Raw genomic sequence first — 19,334 nt, forward strand, 5'->3', positions numbered from 1 at the left:
AACCATTATGATGACTAAATATTTTTAAAAAAATATATGTACTGCATTAAATACCTAAAATTAAGTATACAGATCTATCCACGACATTAGTACCATATTTTCCTATAAATTGTTCTCCAAAATCTTAAACATTTCTTTCTCATGGGCCTTTGCTTTTTCTTCCGTCCACCCGTCATTACTACACTTAGTTAACTCATCCATAATTTTTAATTTTAAGCTTTGATTAATTATACTAGGATATGAATTGATTTTACCTATTGGTGGTAAGTTTGAAAATTTAGAATTGCCAGAAATTGTTATTAAGGCTAGATTACCAAATCGGTTTAAAGACTTTTCATCCCAAGTTTCAACTTCTGTTGGATTTTGTGGATGGAAATGTTCGATTGAGTTTCTGAATTGAAACTGCCAATTATCTTGAAGAGGTGATATATATTGATTTTTATTATATGTATAGCCATCCCGATAAAGTAAATAATCGAGGTAAGAAAATATGATTCGCTCAAATGCAAACCCACTCATATTTTTATAATCAGATTCAACTATCTTTTCATTACAATAATTCTCTAATAAATTAATAAGATTAATAAGAATAGGTTTTTGTTCTTTCAGTAATTCTGACATAACTATTGAGATCCAATGCATCGTTTTTGGTGATGTGTAGGTTATCCGCAAACAAGATTGAAGTGTCCTAAATTGTTTATTAAGCTCTTCTTTACTGTTAAAAGTACCTACATATTCAGCTTTATCATAATTATTATTATCTTTATATTTTTTTAAACGTTGTAGAGACCATTTCCCAATATCTTTGTAATCCCCAATAAATTCACGTTTTATAATATATTGATCAAATAGTACTCGGCATTTTAACAGGTGAAAAAGGTAGTTTTTGGCATTTTCAGTATTTGACCATGTCCAAGTTAAATTTTTGAGAAAGTTATTATCATTTAGGTTTGCATCTTCTTCCATGGATTTTTTAAGAGCTACATTTACCTGTAACAAAAAATTGGGAAATGAAATTATTGATTCAAAACGTTCTTTTTCTTCATCTTCTTTTGCATTATTAATATCACCCAACTTATTCTTATTTATCATGTCAAGTAAGGTTTTATTACTTATAGAGTCATTCCCTATAGATGCTTTCTTTTTTAACGAATCAAAATTAATCACTTGAGTAGAAAGCTCATCCCAATTTTCCGTAAATATAGCATTACGTACATCAACAGAAAAATTCATCTGTACATATGAATTCATATCGGAACATTTTTCCCAAATCATTGATGCTATATTTTTATCTTCTTTACTTTTTAGTGCACTTAACAATTTAGCCTTTACTATCTGATGAAGTTCCAGTTGCTCACCTCGAGTATTCATCACCTCGAAATAATGATTCAAATCTATATTTTTAGGAACTTTAACTCGCACAAAAAAAACATTTTTTAATTTTTTAATAAAACTATCTTTTTCTATTTTTTTATTTTCAAAATATTTTGAAATTACTTTTGTAAATACCCCATTCTTAGTACACAATTCACGTAGAAAATTACTCTGGGTGTTTTAGTGTTTTATATTCAATCGGCGTCATATTATTTAATGTCTTATGGGGTCTTTCGGTATTATAAATGGTTAACCTCTCCTCCGTTATTTTCCTTACTTGTTTCAGGTTGTTAAAAAGATATAAATCCAATACTTCTGTTCGATAAGTACGATTAAATCGTTCAATATAACCATTTTGATAAGGACTACCCGGATTGATGTAATCTATAGTTATGCCGTGTGCGTCAGCCCAGTTATTGAATACGTTTCCGGTAAATTCTGGTCCATTATCTACTCTTACTTTTAATGGATAACCATAATACTCAGCCAGTTTGTCGAGATAACGGGTCACTCTTCTGGCTAGTAAACACACCGCTATATCAATACCTAATGCCTCTCGGTTAAAGTCATCAATAACATTGAAAGTCCTAAATCTCCGTTGATTTTAACTGCTGTCACTCATAAAATCCATTGACCAACATTTACCTTGTTTATCTGCAACGGATAACTTTTCCGGACTTCGTGGTGGAATACGTTTTTTCTGCTTTATCCTGATATTCAGTTTTAATTCACAATAAACCCGATATACTCGTTTATGATTCCATTTATAACCAAACTTTTTGATGCGGTTAAAACATTTAGGAAAACCCCAACGTAAATGTTGGTCGGTAATCGTATTGAGTATTGAAATAATCATCGAATCATCCTGTAACTTAGGTTGATAATAATAAGCACAGCGACTTAAGCCAACAATGGCACAACTCAGGGCTATAGTAAGGCATTCAGTGGTTTGTAATTCCTTTGCCCATGCCTTACGAGCCTCAGTTGGCACTACAGCTTTTTTATGATTTCTTCCTGCAACTGTGATTTTAAACTCAATTCGGCAAACATTTGTTTAAGCTTACGATTTTCTGCTTCTAATTCCTTTAATCGCTTGATATCCGAGGTTTCCATACCGCCGTATTTTTCTCGCCATTTATAAAAAGTTGAGTTACCTATGGCATATTTTCGGCAAAGCTCTTTAACCGGAATGCCGGCTTCAGCTTCTTTTAAAATAGATACAATTTGGTGTTCAGTCATTTTTTTCATATACAAATCCTCTTTTGCTTTTATCATAGAGAATTTTCTACTTGTTTGCTGTATTATTTTAGGGGATATTTACAATGCAAACATTACCTCATGCATCGCCATGTCTGGAATCTACTGTGGTGGGTTCGAGTTCGATTTAAGTTTTTATCACCGATTTAGGTAAATATAACGAAGGAGAGCTAGTTGGTGAATGGCTTGAGTTATCCACAACAAACGAGCAAGTAAAACAATGCTTAGAAAAAATTGGTATTGATGGTATTAATTATGAATTCGTTATCATTGAGCTTTAGTAAAAATTATATTTTCTTTTTTGAGAATAGAGTTATTTTAAAATAAAGATAAGTTTATTAAATTGAGTAGAAATAATTTTTCCTTTATGAGATAATTATATTAATTGTCATTTATGACAAAAATTATAAATACAATTTTTTCAAACATATAGGTGTTTTTGATGGGTGAGAAATCAAAAAAAATTCAAGTGTCTGTTTCTTTGCCTCATAAACTTTTTTATGATTTAGAAAAAGTTGTTAATGGAAAAAATCGTTCAGAGGTAATTCGAGACTTGTTAGAAAAATCAATAAAAGAAGTTGATAAGAGAAGAAAAAATGGAGTGGTATACACTCCTAAATATCTTGCAGAATATGTTTCCAATAAAATTACAAATTATTTTGATGTAAATATATCATGCACCAAGGTAACTAATTGTTATGTTCTCGATCCTGCATGTGGTGAAGGCATTTTACTCCAGTCTATCAAAACCTCATTAATAAATAAAAAAATAGATTGTAAATATGTTGGTATTGATATAGATAATTTTGCTCTAAAACAAGCCAAAAAAAATTTGACAAAAAAATTTTATGGGTTTCACACAAATGCCTTATGTCCGTTTAACACTAATAGATTTATAGGTTGGGATAAAATTAATAATAGCTTAGGTAATGGTAATGGGTTTGATCTTATAATTGCTAATCCACCCTGGGGCGCTGATGTATCAAATTATAAAAAGTGGATTAACAAAGAAGATTTTAAAATGTTGTATGGGCGATACGATACATCAGACTTATTTATTGAATTATCTATTTCATTATTAAAAGAAAATGGTGTTGCTGGTTTGATTATTCCTGATTCACTTTTTTCTCATGATCGAGCTCAATTGCGGAAACTTTTGTTAGATAATACTAAAATTTTATTTATAGGGCGATTTGGTGAAAAAATATTTAAAGATATTAATCGTGCTTGTGCTGTAGTAATCTTTCAAAAAAGAACAAACTTCAATGAACCTTATGAGATTGATTGTTTTCGTTTACCTACTGAGGAGAGAAATAATGTAATTAATGGTACTACTACTTTAAGTGCTGTTGAGAAAAAATACCTACATAAGGTGGCCTTTTCTCGTTTTAATGTAGAACCCGATTATTTATTTAATCTAGATATTGACTCAACTTTAGAAAAAACATACCAAAAAATAGCATCAAATAAGAATAAACTTGGTGATTATTTAGATAATCATCGAGGTGTAGAGTTATCTAAAAAAGGGAAAATAATCAAATGTTCATCTTGTGAATTATGGAGTCCACTTCCTAAAGGATTAGATTTTACATGTAAAATCTGTGGGGAAAAAAGGTCTATTGATACCTTAATTTCAAAAGTGATTATACACAAAACATTTGATAAAGATTTCTATTCTATTATAGTTGGTGAGGATATTAATCGTTATAAAATTAATCATAATTTCTGGATAGACATATCGAACTCAGGTGTGAATTATAAAAAAGCGACAATTTATAATGGAGATAAGATTGTTGTGCGAAAGACTGGTATAGGCATTTCGGCTTCGATTGATTATACTTCAAGCTATACTAATCAAGTAGTATATATATTTAAGCTTAAAAGGGAATTTGAAAAAAAAATCCCTCTAGAGTTTCTATTAGCAATATTGAATTCCAGAGCAATTTTCTTTTTCATATCTATGTCAAATGGAGAAATTGAGTGGAAGAGTCATCCTTATTTAACTCAAAAGCAAATTATTAATGTTCCCATTCCTGATTTGAATAAATTACATTATGAAGACATATGTTCAATATACGAATTATCTAATTGTTTAAAGGATAATCTTAAAAAAAATAAGCTTATTTCTCCAAATTTAGATGCTCGTATTGAAAAATTAGTGGCTAAACTTTATGGATTGGATTTTGAAAATTATCAGGCTATTTTTAAAGCTTTAGATAAAGCGCAAGAACTGATAGCTGTCAAGGTGTTAAAGAATATAAGTGCTAATGATGTTTTCGGAATTAAGGAATAATTATGGGATATCGATATATAGGTTCTAAAGTAAAAATAGTTGATAAAGTAATTAATAAAATATCTGAATTATGTATGGAGGGAGGAACTGTATGTGATTTAATGTCGGGAACTGGTGTTGTATCTAGTGAGCTTAGAAAAAGAGAATATAGAGTTATTGCAAATGATCTTATGACATATTCATACCATCACTCAATAGTTAATCTTAAATTCTCAAAGCAACCTGAATTTAATAAATTAATAAATTATATCTCAAATAAGTATGAGTTAGATTCAAACAAATCACCTTATGAAAATGTGATTAATTTTTTGAATAATATAAAACCAATTCAAGGCTACTTTTGGAAAGAGTTTTCGGTTGAAGGTACTCCTTCTAATATGGGGAAATCCCGTAATTATTTTCATCCTGAAAATGCGAAAAAGATTGATGGGATAAGATATATAATTAATATATTTTGGAAAGAAGAACTTTTAAGTAACTATGAGTATAGTTTATTACAACATGATTTGATTATGGCGTCTAATGATGTTGCAAACATAGCTGGAACGTATGGTCATTATATGGCTAAATTGAATGGAAGAGCATTATCTGCTATTCGGTTGGAATGTTCTAATTTATTTTTGAAAGAGGATATTGATAATCATATTGTCATGCAGGGGTATGCTGAAAAAATTGCTAGTAATATTCAGTGTGATTTGTGCTATATAGATCCTCCTTATATGAAAAGGCAATATGCAGCTAATTATCACATTTTAGAAACACTAGCTCGAGGCGATGAGCCTGAAGCTATTGGGATTAGTGGTTTAAGACCATGGAGAGATCAATATTCAAATTTTTGTACTAAAACAAAAATAAGGCAATCAATGAAAGATATCGTTGAAAATATGAATTGTAACAATTTTTTAATTAGTTATAGTGAGGATGGATTATTATCTATTGAAGATTTCCAAACATTATTATCAAATTTTGGAGATATCTATATTGATAGTTTTATACATAAGCGTTTTAAAAGTAATAACAGTCGTTTGAAAAATGAGTTAACTGAATATCTCATATACCTTCAAAAATAAATCTCAGACGAAATAGAAAAAAGAGCCATATTAATATGGCTCATTATCTGTGGATTGAAGCTAAATGTTCAGGTGACCAAGTAATTGTATATTGTTTTTTATTGATTTTTATAGTCAAATGTCCATATCCATTGCTATCTACTTTTATATTTTTCAAGTCTATCCCTTCAACTTCTGCATGATGGAGCATTCTATGTATAAGTGGGTTTACAACAATAAGATTACTTATTTCATCAGACCCTCCTTCACCTAAAGGGATAAGATGATGGGCTTCTGTGTAATCGATACCATCTTTTTTTTGAAAAGCAAATTCTTTTCCTGTAATTTGACACGTATTGTCGTAAACACGTTTTAAATTATTAACAAGGGACTTATTTCTAACCCTTATCATATTTAAATATTCTTTGGTGAAGACATTTCTAGAACTACTATCATTGTTGAATAGAGTATCTATAAAGTTTGATTCATCGTTAATTGGATTAGATATTGCTGAAATATAAGTTTCTTCCCCATGAGACTGAAGAGGGTAGTTTTTGTCTGCTGAATTTATATATATGTTATCGTTATCTCTAAAATTTATTATTCCACTATTGCCTTCAATACTCAAAAACATGGAGTTAATCGATTTAGGAGGTATTCCTTTTATTGGTAGGAGAGTTGTTCCGTCATTCAAAAACCAGCCCGCCCAAACTTTATGTGCATCTGTTGTAACAAGATAAACTATTAATCCAGCAGGACACTGTGTTCTATCCGTGTTATCAATCGGAACTGGAAAGCCAGCATCCGGATGCCAAGCTCTAACTCGGTTTGAACGAGAAGACAAAAGTTTTTGACTAGTTATGCTGACCGACTGAGGTCTCCTTTGATATATTTTCAGTTCTTGACTAGCTAAATCGTTTGCTTTATCTAATTTTAGACTGTAAATTGGAAAAGTCCAACTTGGACCTTGTGTTTCTTGCTGTATCTTTACTTCATTTACTCCTGAAAAAAAATTACTCCATTGTTCTAGACTAACTGTGCTTGTTGGAAAATCTATGTAAGCTTGCCCCCCCCCTCCAGACTCCATGCCTGGTGGTTTATTTATATTGAAGAAATCCGCATTTGTTAAGCATCTGTAAACGATTGATTTTACTTTTTCCATATTTGTGGTCTTCCTACTCGATTAAAATACATTTATAGATAAAAATATCTGATATTTATTTCTAAAGTAAGTTTCTGTTAAAATAGGTTATTACAATTATGTTAAATATAGATAAATGCGTCAATCCTATTTTTATTCAAAATTCAAATGTACTGTTGCTAATCTCGGAGGGCAATTTATTTTATAAATAAATTACTTTTTCGTAATCAACAAAAGAGCGATAGGTTTTCAGATATGAATCATATAACTCGAATTCGACTTATATGATATACGGATACAGCCTCGGATACATCTTCTACCTAAATCCCCCAATTTAATAATCTCAAGGCTTTATGCTGTATCTTCGATTCCGCGTCCGGGTCCAATCACCAAGTTCTAAGACCTGCTTAAAGCTGGTTTTTTATGCCCTAAGCCTTTTTTGAAGATGGTTATGGAAACTAATGAGTCAGCATGCCGGTAACCCATCAAACCATAGAACATTACCAAACGATAAACAATTTCCTTACAAGTGTTAAATATTTTTAAAATTCAAATTATTGCGTTTACTATCACTTAACATATCGTTAACTTGACAAATATTGGCAGGTCAATTAAATTGTCGCTTCCATAATTTTTCTGCATTGAAGATTATGTATGACATCTCAGAAATTATTGCCAAAGGGGGCATTTGAGGTCAATTGCTGCATTTTGCCAATAACTGTAAAGATAAAATCATTGATCAAAATGCCATGCCTTATGGACTGACATCCGCGTAATATAAAACATTACTTCATATTGTTTTTAGAAATTTGATAACACCGATGGCACTTAGTCAAGCATTACCTATTGATAATGCAGCAATAAGGCGTTGGCTCGATCGTAGAACAACCAGGTTTTTTATTCGCATCCGAGGTAAACAAGATAGACGGCAAATTAATATCGTATTTACTCAACAAGGTGAACAAATAAGTAAAAAATCCTCTCAATTTTGGTCAATGCTTTAATCAATTAACCAGCCAATTAAGTCATGCAGAAATAATGCAATTAGAAGCATTGCTTAAAAAAATGTTACTCACTAACAGCTATTTAGCCAACAACTTTGAACATAACAACATAGACGAACTCAATGACAACAGCACAAATAAAAGATAAACAAAAAATGACGCAACAACGCAAAAAAACGCTCACTATTTTACTGGTGATTATTTTATTAAGTGGTTTAATCATCCTCGCGTGGTATTGGTTTTATGGACGATGGTATGAAAGCACTGACGATGCTTATGTAAATGGTAATATTGTGCAAATCACGCCGTTGATTGACGGTTCGGTAGTGAGTATAACTGCCGATGATGGGGATTTGGTCAAGCAAGGGCAGATCCTTGTGGCACTCGATCCTAATGATACCGAGATAGCGCTGCAACAAGCTAAAGCGAATTTAGCTAATAGTGTAAGAAAAGTGCGGAGCTTATATCGCACTGTCGATAGCTATCAAGCGCAGCTTAATAGTAGTCAAGCAACCTTAGAGAAGGCTGAACAAGATTATGAGCGCCGTAAAAAACTGATTGCACAAGGTGCCATATCTCATGAAGAGCTAACACATTCACGGGCGACACTCCAAGAAGCACAGGCTAATTTTAATAGCATCTTACAACAACTGCAAAGTAATAAGGTGTTAATTGATAATACCAAGATAGAAACCCATCCGGATATTGTTACCGCATCGGCGCAACTAGAACAAGCTTACTTAAACTGGTTAAGAAGTGATTTAATTGCGCCAGTTTCAGGTTATATCGCTAAACGTTCTGTTCAAGTTGGGCAACATGTCGAAAAAAGTAAACCATTAATGGCGGTTATCCCACTTGATCAAGTATGGGTTGAAGCCAATTTTAAAGAAACCCAATTGCAATACATGCGTATTGGCCAACCGGTTACTTTAAAAGCAGATATCTATAGTGATGTGGTATATCATGGCAAAATTGCAAGTTTAGGTGCGGGTACAGGCAGTGCTTTTGCTTTACTTCCGGCTCAAAATGCCACGGGTAATTGGATTAAAATAGTACAACGCGTGCCAGTTAAAATCCAATTAGATCCTAAAGAACTGCAACAGCATCCGCTACGAATTGGCTTATCAATGGATGTGGAAGTTGATTTACATAACCAAGATGGGGCGGTTCTGACACAGCAATCACCGGCTACACCGGTATTCTCAACCGATATTTATCATCAACAATTGGTTGCAGCCAAAAACATGATTAAGCAGATTATTGCCCAAAACGCGAATACAGATAAATAATGATGAATTCACAACAAGCTTTATTTAGACCTGCAAACCTTGTTTTAGCCACAATCGCTATTTCGCTTGCCAGCTTTATGCAGGTGCTTGATACCACAATCGCGAATGTGGCATTACCCACGATTGCAGGAAATCTGGGCGTCAGTTCTGAACAAGGAACTTGGGTTATTACCTCGTTTGCAGTATGTAATGCCATCACACTGCCACTTACTGGCTGGTTATCAAGACGAGTCGGCGAAGTTAAATTATTTATTAGTGTGGTGCTGTTATTTGTTATTACTTCTTTCTTATGTGGTATCGCCACCAGTATGACCGAACTGATTATTTTTCGTTGCCTACAAGGTGCTGTGGCGGGGCCACTCTATCCAATTGCACAATCGCTGTTATTAGCCATTTATCCACCTGCTAAGCGGGGGATGGCACTGGCTATTTTAAGTATTGTCACCGTTGTTGCTCCTGTTGCTGGACCAATATTGGGCGGTTGGATTTCGTATAATTATACCTGGCCATGGATATTTTTTATCAATATCCCTTTTGGCCTTTTTGCGGCTGTTTTTGCTTATCAACAGATGAAAGCTAAACCACAAACAACTTCACGTCTACCTATTGATTATATTGGATTAATCAGTTTGGTGATTGGTGTTGGCGCGCTACAAATTGTATTAGATAAGGGTAATGATCTGGATTGGTTTGAATCAAACTTTATTATATTTGGTTCGGTGATTGCCGTTATTGGTATTGCCTTTTTTATCATTTGGGAATTAACCGATGCCAACCCTATTGTTAACTTAAAACTGTTTATTAATAGAAACTTTAGCATTGGTTGTTTTTTATTGATATGTGGTTATTCTGGCTTTTTTGGTATTAACTTGCTGTTACCGCAATGGTTACAAACCCAAATGGGTTATACCGCCACTTGGGCCGGTTTGGCTGCAGCTCCGATTGGTTTTATTCCTATTTTATTAACGCCTTTTTTAGGGCGCTACGCACATTATTTTGATATGCGTTTATTGGCTAGTTTAGCGTTTACCGCTATTGGTATTAGTTGCTTTATGCGAGCGGGATTTAACACGCAAGTCAATTATCAGCATATCGCTTTTGTTCAGCTCTTTATGGGGCTTGGCGTGGCACTATTTTTTATGCCGGTAATGTCTATTATTTTATCCAATATTAAGCAGCATCAAATTGCTGAAGCCTCAGGCTTAGCGGCTTTTTTACGTACCTTAGGCGGTAGCTTTTCAGCGTCATTAACCTCATGGATTTGGACGAGGAATGCTAGTTTACATCATGCTTACCTTAGCGAAAGCATAACGCCTTATGATCCAACCACACAATATGCCCTAAATCAATTAGGTGGGCAATCAGTTGAAAGCTACGCCAAATTAGAAAATATAGTGAATACTCAAGCTTATATGTTATCAACTATTGATTATTTTAGCATGCTAGGTACTGCTTTTATTCTGCTCATTATCGTTGCTTGGTTAGCATCGCCAAAACAAAAACAATAGTGAACTTTGCTCGCTTTTTAATATTTATATAAAGACTATTACCATGCACTCTGCTAAAAGGTAGAGTGCATGATGATTATAAAAATTTAAGACTTGCTACTAAATTTCTAAACTTATTTACAGAAAATCACCGATATCACCATTTGGAAAAAGGGAGATCAGCGTGCTCCTCATAAACCATTACTATTGCTTTATGTCTTATCACAATATAAGCAAGGTCATAAACGGCTATTTGATTATGAAGCTGAAATTGAAGCGCCACTGCTTGATTTACTAACACGTTTTGGACCACAACGTACTCATTATTACCCTAATATGCCTTTCTGGCGTTTAAAAAGCGATGGTTTTTGGCAATTAATTAATACTGAAAATTGTATTAATCTTGAAAAGCCAAGCAAAGAACCAACAAGTAAGCAGCTTGCCTCTTGTCAGGTTTGCGACGGCTTTGATGAACAAACCTACCACTATCTAAAAAAACATCCTTTAATTATCGATCAATTAGCTGAACAAATTTTAAGTCAATACTTCCCCGAAAGTGTGCAGGATAACTTAATTAATCAGCTTGATTTTGGTCTAACTGAATTTAATCGCCAGCGTGATCCTAAGTTTAGACAATTGGTTTTGCGTGCTTATAACTACCAATGTGCCATTTGTGGTTTTGATTTAAGACATGACGCAATTGCAATCGGCCTTGAAGCCGCTCATGTTAAATGGAAACAACATGGTGAACCGTGCCTTGTCAATAATGGTTTAGCACTTTGTTCATTACATTATTCGGCTTTTGATATGGGTGCGATGGGGCTTGATAGTAGTTTAAAAATTAAAATATCAAATGGAGTTAATGGTCATCAAATGGTTGAAAAATTGTTCTGGGATTTTGAAGGTAAAAACATCCTACTACCTCGTTCAAAAGAAGATTATTTGCATGATCGGTTTATTGAATGGCATTTGCGGGAAGTGTTTAGGAAATAAGAATAATGAGCAAGAATAAAGAGAAAATTAAACAAACGAGTTCAAGTGATATCTTAACTAATAAATAACCATGTAAAAAGTTCAAACAATAATTTAGAAAAAAACGATAATAGCGACATAGAGCATAACTTATTTATGGTATATGGCTAACGATAACGTTTATAGATTTTTGAGGTATTCACCTGTATGATTATACTCAAAATAAGTCAATTAGGTGTATGGGCTAGCTCGGCTAGCAAGGTAAAACATTAAGCATAGGCATTATGGCACCTAAGCGATTCAATTAAAAACACTTGAGTCCATTTTGATAAAAATTATCAAAATTTATATTGTATAGATAATTGTTAGATGGTGTCTGATTTCGGTAACGTTATAAAACAGGGTAAAAATGAATAAACAACAATTGGCCGCTAAGATTTGGGAATCGGCAAACCAAATGCGTTCTAAAATAGAAGCTAATGAATATAAAGATTACATACTTGGTTTTATCTTTTATAAATATTTAAGTGATCAGTTAGTACAATTTGTCTCTAAAGAAGGCATGACAGCGGACGATATTAAATCTCTGACTGAAAAAGATACAGATACGGTTAAATTTGTGCAAAGTAACTTAGGTTACTTTATTGCCTATGATAACCTGTTTTCAACTTGGATTGATCCGAAATATGAATTTGACGAATCTAATGTGCGTGATGCACTATCAGCGTTTAGCCGTTTAATTTCACCAACCTATAAAAAGCTCTTTGAAGGTATTTTTACCACCTTAGAAACGGGTTTAAGTAAACTCGGTGAAAGTGCCGGGAAACGCACCAAAGCCATCAGCGATTTACTGGACTTGATTAAAAGTATCCCGATGAATGCCAATCAAGGATACGATGTGCTAGGTTACATTTACGAATATTTGCTTGGAAAATTTGCGGCTAATGCGGGTAAAAAAGCCGGTGAATTTTACACGCCGCATGAAGTTTCAGTACTGATGTCAAACATCATTGCTCATGAATTAAAACATAAAAACACGATTGAAATTTACGACCCAACATCGGGATCTGGTTCACTATTAATAAATATCGGTGAGGCGTTCCAGAAATATGCCAAAAATAAAGACTGTATTACCTATTATGCTCAAGAGTTAAAAGCCAACACTTATAATTTAACCCGTATGAATTTGGTTATGCGTGGTATTAAAGCCAGCAACATAAAAACTCGTAATGGCGACACCTTGGAAGATGATTGGCCTTATTTTGATGACAGTGACCCACAAGGCACATATCATGCTTTGCATGTTGATGCAGTCGTATCGAATCCACCTTATTCCCAAAACTGGGATCCGAGCTTTAAAGAGAACGATCCGCGCTATTCTCGTTTTGGGCTTGCCCCCAAAACCAAAGCCGATTTCGCTTTTTTATTGCATGACCTATACCATTTAAAACCTGATGGTATTATGACGATTGTGCTGCCTCATGGTGTTTTATTCCGAGGGGGGGAAGAAGGCGAGATTCGTAAGCAACTTATTGAGCAGAACCATATTGATACGATTATCGGTTTACCGGCAAATATCTTTTTTGGTACTGGTATTCCTACGGTAATTTTGGTACTTAAACAAAAACGCCAAAATACTGACGTATTGGTGATTGATGCCTCGAAACACTTTATTAAAGAAGGTAAAAATAACAAACTGCAAACCAGTGATATCAAACGTATTACGGATGCGGTAATTAACCGTGAAAGTATCGACAAGTTCTCACAACTGGTTAGCAAACAGACCTTGCGTGATAATGACTATAATCTTAATATTCCTCGCTATGTGGACTCTGCGGAAGCGCCACAAAGCTGGGATTTACATGCCACTATGCTGGGTGGTATTCCTAACAGTGAAATTGCTGAATTACAGCACTATTGGCAAACCTTTCCAGAGCTGCGTAGCACGCTGTTTACAGCCAAATCAGCGGCTTATAGCGAGCTAGCTATAGATAAAAAAGACGTTAACCGAACGATTGCCAAGCATCCACAAGTGTTGGCATTTATTGACGCCTACAATCAAGCTTTTAATGGTTTTGATGCACATTTAAATACGCAATTGATTGAAAATTGGCAGAGTGTTAAACGTAATCAGTGTGAATCGGCATTAAGTACGGAATTATTTAACCGTTTAACGTCAATCAACCTAATCGACAAATATCAAGCTTATCAATTTTTAAGTGATCAATGGCAAATCATCGGCGCTGATTTAGAAATGATGCAAACGGAAGGGTTTGCCGCCACTAAACAAGTTGACCCAAATATGGTGATTAAGAAGAAAAACGGTCAAGACACAGAAGTGCAAGAAGGTTGGCGAGGCCACATATTACCGTTTGATTTAGTGCAACAGACTTATTTGAATGATGCGTTACAAGCATTAGCTGAAAAGGAAACTCGCTTAGCAGAAATCGCCAGCACACTAGAAGAGATATTAGAATCACTTACTGAGGAAGAAAAAGAGCAAGATACCATTAAAGACAGCCAAGATGGTTTTGCTAATGCTGAAGTGAGCAAAGTAGCTAAAATATTCTTGAAAGAACAAAAAGACAGCAAAATCAAGTTTACTGAAGATAGCTATGAGTACAAAATGATTCAAACTAGTCGGCTAATTGACGAAGAAAAAACACTGAAAAAAGCCGCTAAAGAGGCAGCTACAGCATTGCACCTAAAAACTAAAGCCACCATTGAAGCGTTAACTGATGAACAGGTGAACAATTTACTGTACCTTAAATGGATCACCCCACTATGCAGTGAACTGGCAACATTGCCAAACGCAGTGATTAGCCAGTTGACTAATCAAGTGCAATCTCTGGCTGATAAATACGCAGTTACTTACTCGCAAGTGGCCAATGACATCAAAACCACCGAGCAAGAGCTAGCGCAGATGCTGAGCGAACTTACTGGTAATGAGTTTGATATGCAAGGCTTGGCTGAACTCGCTAGTTTGTTAAAGGGTGAATAATATGAGTGCGGATAAAAAAGTGCCAGCAATTCGGTTTAAGGGGTTTCATGAAGAGTGGAAGTCAACAACGTTAGGCGCTAGTATTTCGTATACCAAAGGTTTCGCTTTTAAATCAAGTGATTATCAAAGTTATGGAATAAGAATTATTAGAGTTTCAGATTTAACTCAAAATAACCTTTCAGAATCATCAAATAAAATATACATAAGTAGGACTGAAGCAAGTTTATATTCAAAATATGTAATTAATAATGGAGATATTGTAATTACGACAGTTGGTTCAAAAGCTGAAATGAGAGAATCTGCAGTAGGTAGAGCTATTTTTTTTACAAAAAGTGAAGATTATCTTCTAAATCAAAATTTAGTAAAAGTAACCCCTTTAATTAATAATGATAGTCGATTTCTTTATAATCAACTATTGAGAAAGCAATATGCTAAATTTATTGAAGATATTCAGAGAGGTAATGCAAACCAAGCCAATATAGCAATTAGTGATTTATGGGAATATTCTTTAAACAGCCCAATAAATAAAAAAGAACAAACCCAAATTGGCAACTACTTCCAAAAACTCGACACCCTAATCAACCAACACCAAAATAAGCATGATAAGCTTTGTAACATTAAAAAAGCCATGCTCGAAAAAATGTTCCCTAAACAAGGCAAAACTATGCCAGAAATTCGTTTTAAAGGGTTTAGTGGGGAGTGGGGGGAAATTGAGTTAAGTGACGAAGTTACTTTTCTTAATGGTCGAGCTTATAGCCAAGAAGAGCTCCAAGATAAAGGAAAGTACCCTGTTTTAAGGGTTGGTAATTTTTATACCAATTCCTCGTGGTACTACTCAGATATGGAACTTGGTGATAAATATTACGCTGACTATGGCGACTTACTTTATACGTGGTCTGCCAGTTTTGGCCCACATATCTGGAACGGTGATAAAGTCATCTATCATTATCATATCTGGAAGTTAGAAATTTCTGAAAATATTGACAAGTTGTTTTTATTACATCTTCTTGACTATGACAGAGCAAAGATATTATCAGGGTCTAATGGCTCTACAATGATCCATATTACAAAAACGGCTATGGAATCAAAAAAAGTATTTATTCCAAAGAAACAAGAACAAATAGCAATCGGTAATTACTTCCAAAAACTTGACAATTTGATCAACCAACACCAGCAACAAATTACCAAACTCAAAAACATCAAGCAAGCCTGCTTGAGCAAAATGTTTGTTTAAGGAGAAACGATGATAACCTTTAAAACTGAAGCACAATTTGAGCAGGCCTTTATAGATGTACTCACCCAAAAAGGGTGGGAACCTGAGATACTTAAAAACAAAACTGAGGCGGAATTACTACAAAACTGGGCCTCTATTTTGTTTGAAAATAACCGCCAGCAAGATCGCCTAAACGATGTGCCATTAACCAATACCGAAATGCAGCAAATCATTGAGCAAATCAAAGAACTTAAAACCCCACTCAAGCTAAACGGTTTAATAAATGGTAAAACCGTCGCCATTAAGCGTGATAACCCAGCTGATACCTTGCATCTAGGTAAAGAAGTCAGCTTAAAAATTTATGATCGCCAAGAAATTGCCGCCGGTCAAAGTCGTTACCAAATTGTGCAGCAACCCAAATTTGAACGTGGTAGCCCTTTGCGTAATGACCGCCGTGGTGATGTTATGCTACTTATCAATGGGATGCCGGTGATCCACGTTGAGCTAAAGCGCAGTGGTATTCCGGTTAGCCAAGCCGTCAACCAAATTGAAAAGTACAGTAAAGAAGGGATATTTAGCGGCCTGTTTTCGCTTATCCAAGTATTTGTGGCGATGGCGCCAGAGGAGACCAAATACTTTGCCAACCCTGGGCCAGATGGCAAGTTTAATCCTAATTATCAATTTAACTGGGCCGACTTTAATAATGAACCCATAAATTATTGGAAAGACATTGCTTCGACTTTACTGTCTATTCCTATGGCACACCAGTTGATTGGCTTTTACACTGTCGCCGACGATACCGATGGCACCCTTAAAGTGATGCGTAGTTATCAGTATTATGCTGCCAATGCAATATCAGATAAAGTAGCTAAAACCAATTGGCAACAACTCGGTAATGTAGCTAATAATCCAGATCGCCTCGGTGGCTATGTGTGGCATACCACGGGGTCAGGTAAAACCATGACCAGTTTTAAATCGGCACAGTTAATTGCCCAATCCAAAGATGCCGATAAAGTGATTTTTTTAATGGATCGTATTGAACTCGGTACGCAATCCCTTGCAGAGTATCGTAATTTTGCCAATGAAGGTGAAGACGTTCAAGCTACGGAAGATACCAATATGCTCATTACCAAATTAAAAAGTAGTAACTCTGCTGACACCTTAATAGTTAGCTCCATCCAAAAAATGAGTAATATTTTTGAAGCGGTAGACGATGAAGGCACTGCCACAAACTCAGCTGATATTGAAAAAATCCGAGCCAAGCGTTTGGTATTTATTATTGACGAGGCTCACCGTTCAACGATGAGTGGTGGTAAAGAAAATAAAGAAGGTATGTTGGTAAGAATAAAAAAAACCTTCCCTAGAGCCCTCTTTTTTGGTTTTACCGGCACGCCGATTCATGAAGAAAACAAAATTAATCGCAATACTACCGCTGACGTGTTTGGCAATGAACTGCATCGTTATAGTATTGCTGATGGTATACGCGATGGCAACGTACTGGGTTTTGACCCTTATAAAGTTTCGACGTTTAGATATAGCGACTTGAGGGAAAAGGTGGCACTTGAACAAGCTAAAGCCACCACTGTTATTGAAGCCATAAATGATCCGGTAAAAAAGAAAAAATTTAATTATTTTATGAATGATGTGCCGATGGCTGGCTATCAAGATGCTACGGGTAAATACCACAAAGGCATTGAAGACTATATACCGAAAAGCCAATATTTAACCGAAGCGCATCAAGAAAAGGTTGTCAGTGACATCTTAGATAAATGGAATGTGCTCAGTCAAGGCAGTAAGTTTCATGCTATTTTTGCTACAGACAGCATTGCCGAAGCCATTGATTATTATCGGCGCTTAAAAGCAGTTAAACCGGAACTGAAAGTGTCCGCCTTATTTGATCCACATATTGATAATAATGGTGATGATGACCGCGGTCCAACTTTTAAAGGTGATGGCTTAGAGGAAATTATGTCCGACTATAATGCACGCTATGGTCATGATTTTGATTTTGCCCGCCACGCTGCCTTTAAAAAAGATTTAGCGGCACGCCTTGCTCATAAAAAACCTTATGAACGCATTCATACTGAGCCTGCAAAACAATTAGATTTACTGATTGTGGTAGACCAAATGCTTACCGGTTTTGATTCTAAGTGGCTCAATACTTTATATTTAGATAAGGTGTTACAATACCAAAATATTATTCAGGCGTTCTCGCGTACTAATCGTTTGTTTGGGCCTGATAAACCTCATGGCATCATTCGTTATTACCGCTACCCACACACCATGGAGCGGCACATCAACGATGCTGTAAAACTCTATTCTGGTGATAAGCCGATTGGCCTATTTGTTGATAAGTTGGCAAGTAACCTTGAAGCCATGAATAAATTAGTGGCCGATATTAGTGAGCTGTTTATTAACGCGGGCATTGATAATTTTGAAAAACTGCCAGATGATATCGATGCTTGTGCTAAATTTGCTAAATTATTTAATCTATTTAATCAACACTTAGAAGCGGCTAAAATACAAGGCTTTGACTGGAAACAGTCGATCTATTCCTTTGATGAAAAAGGTAAAAAGTATGAGGTAACCGTAGTTATCGACGAACAAACATACTTGAGTCTCGCTCTGCGTTATAAAGAGTTAGTAGGAAAAGGTGAACGTATTGGGGTGAGCGGTGGTGATGTACCTTTTGATGTTAATGGTTATTTAACAGAAATCGATACCGGTAAAATCGATGCTAACTATATGAATAGTCGCTTTGATAAATATTTAAAAGAGCTAAATAATAATCAAGATGTGGCGAGTATTGAAACCACCTTAAATGAGCTACATAAGTCATTTGCATCGCTCACCCAAAGTGAGCAAAAGTACGCTAAACTCTTTTTACATGATTTACAACGCGGTGATGCGCAGTTAATTGATAGTTATACTTTTAGGGATTATATCAATACTTACAAAGATAATGCTGAAAATGCACAAGTTAATGTGGTGGTTGATGCACTTGGTTTAGATAAAAAACTGCTCTTAACGTTATTGAGCGATAGTGTAAATGAGAAAAATCTTAATGATTTTGGCCGATTCGATGCATTAAAAGAAACGGTAGATAAAGCAAAAGCGAAGGCCTACTTTGAAAAACAAGACGGCATCACAATATCGTTATTTAAGCTGAATATTCGTATTGAACAGTTTTTAAAACAGTTTATTTTTTCACGAACAAATGATCTGTAAGGCGATGTCGTTAGTATAGAATTTTA

Annotated in this window: 11 protein-coding genes and 2 pseudogenes; 10 read left to right on the forward strand and 3 right to left on the reverse strand. The window is 34.8% G+C overall.

Annotation, left to right across the window (positions count from 1 at the left end; genetic code table 11):
- Nucleotides 1–102: 102 nt before the first annotated feature.
- A complete protein-coding gene (locus A9G11_RS11950; RefSeq protein ID WP_065619835.1) occupies nucleotides 103–1,527 on the reverse strand; it encodes an HNH endonuclease family protein in 1,425 nt (474 codons plus the stop codon).
- Between the two features lie 13 nt (nucleotides 1,528–1,540).
- Nucleotides 1,541–2,622: pseudogene (locus A9G11_RS11955) on the reverse strand (IS3 family transposase).
- A 74-nt stretch (nucleotides 2,623–2,696) separates the two neighbouring features.
- On the opposite strand from A9G11_RS11955, the pseudogene A9G11_RS14835 reads away from it, so the two are divergent.
- From A9G11_RS14835 to A9G11_RS11970, 3 genes and pseudogenes are all read left to right on the forward strand, one after another.
- A pseudogene (locus tag A9G11_RS14835) lies at nucleotides 2,697–2,891 on the forward strand (antirestriction protein ArdA); the annotation flags it as partial.
- Nucleotides 2,892–3,073: 182 nt separating this feature from the next.
- Nucleotides 3,074–4,924 carry an Eco57I restriction-modification methylase domain-containing protein gene (locus A9G11_RS11965; RefSeq protein ID WP_065619836.1) on the forward strand — a complete coding sequence of 617 codons (1,851 nt, stop codon included), beginning with the start codon at nucleotides 3,074–3,076 and terminating at the stop codon, nucleotides 4,922–4,924.
- A gap of 2 nt (nucleotides 4,925–4,926) precedes the next feature.
- Nucleotides 4,927–5,994 carry a DNA adenine methylase gene (locus A9G11_RS11970; RefSeq protein ID WP_065619837.1) on the forward strand — a complete coding sequence of 356 codons (1,068 nt, stop codon included), beginning with the start codon at nucleotides 4,927–4,929 and terminating at the stop codon, nucleotides 5,992–5,994.
- Between the two features lie 43 nt (nucleotides 5,995–6,037).
- On the opposite strand, the gene A9G11_RS11975 is transcribed toward A9G11_RS11970, so the two are convergent.
- Nucleotides 6,038–7,135, reverse strand: a complete 1,098-nt coding sequence (locus A9G11_RS11975) for an HNH endonuclease (RefSeq protein ID WP_065619838.1) — start codon at nucleotides 7,133–7,135, stop codon at nucleotides 6,038–6,040.
- 800 nt (nucleotides 7,136–7,935) lie between these two features.
- Between A9G11_RS11975 and A9G11_RS11980 the strand changes: the two genes are divergently transcribed.
- From A9G11_RS11980 to A9G11_RS12010, 7 genes are all read left to right on the forward strand, one after another.
- Nucleotides 7,936–8,118, forward strand: a complete 183-nt coding sequence (locus A9G11_RS11980; RefSeq protein WP_065619839.1) for a hypothetical protein — start codon at nucleotides 7,936–7,938, stop codon at nucleotides 8,116–8,118.
- Between the two features lie 122 nt (nucleotides 8,119–8,240).
- The gene (locus tag A9G11_RS11985; RefSeq protein WP_065619840.1) at nucleotides 8,241–9,407 is read left to right on the forward strand and encodes an EmrA/EmrK family multidrug efflux transporter periplasmic adaptor subunit; all 1,167 of its coding nucleotides are present in this window, start codon (nucleotides 8,241–8,243) and stop codon (nucleotides 9,405–9,407) included.
- The gene (locus A9G11_RS11990) at nucleotides 9,407–10,915 is read left to right on the forward strand and encodes a DHA2 family efflux MFS transporter permease subunit (RefSeq protein WP_065619841.1); all 1,509 of its coding nucleotides are present in this window, start codon (nucleotides 9,407–9,409) and stop codon (nucleotides 10,913–10,915) included. Before A9G11_RS11985 ends, A9G11_RS11990 begins: the two co-directional genes overlap by 1 nt.
- A gap of 126 nt (nucleotides 10,916–11,041) precedes the next feature.
- Nucleotides 11,042–11,887 (forward strand): phosphorothioated DNA-binding restriction endonuclease, encoded by an 846-nt coding sequence (locus A9G11_RS11995; protein WP_065619842.1) that lies wholly within the window; start codon nucleotides 11,042–11,044, stop codon nucleotides 11,885–11,887.
- A gap of 388 nt (nucleotides 11,888–12,275) precedes the next feature.
- The gene (locus A9G11_RS12000) at nucleotides 12,276–14,867 is read left to right on the forward strand and encodes a type I restriction-modification system subunit M (protein ID WP_065619843.1); all 2,592 of its coding nucleotides are present in this window, start codon (nucleotides 12,276–12,278) and stop codon (nucleotides 14,865–14,867) included.
- A 1-nt stretch (nucleotide 14,868) separates the two neighbouring features.
- The gene (locus A9G11_RS12005; protein ID WP_065619844.1) at nucleotides 14,869–16,101 is read left to right on the forward strand and encodes a restriction endonuclease subunit S; all 1,233 of its coding nucleotides are present in this window, start codon (nucleotides 14,869–14,871) and stop codon (nucleotides 16,099–16,101) included.
- 9 nt (nucleotides 16,102–16,110) lie between these two features.
- Nucleotides 16,111–19,308, forward strand: coding sequence for a type I restriction endonuclease subunit R (locus A9G11_RS12010; protein ID WP_065619845.1), 3,198 nt, complete (start codon nucleotides 16,111–16,113; stop codon nucleotides 19,306–19,308).
- Nucleotides 19,309–19,334 lie beyond the last annotated feature (26 nt).

Origin of the sequence: Gilliamella sp. wkB108 (assembly GCF_001690195.1) — a bacterium.
Taxonomy (GTDB): Bacteria; Pseudomonadota; Gammaproteobacteria; order Enterobacterales; family Orbaceae; genus Gilliamella; species Gilliamella apicola_L.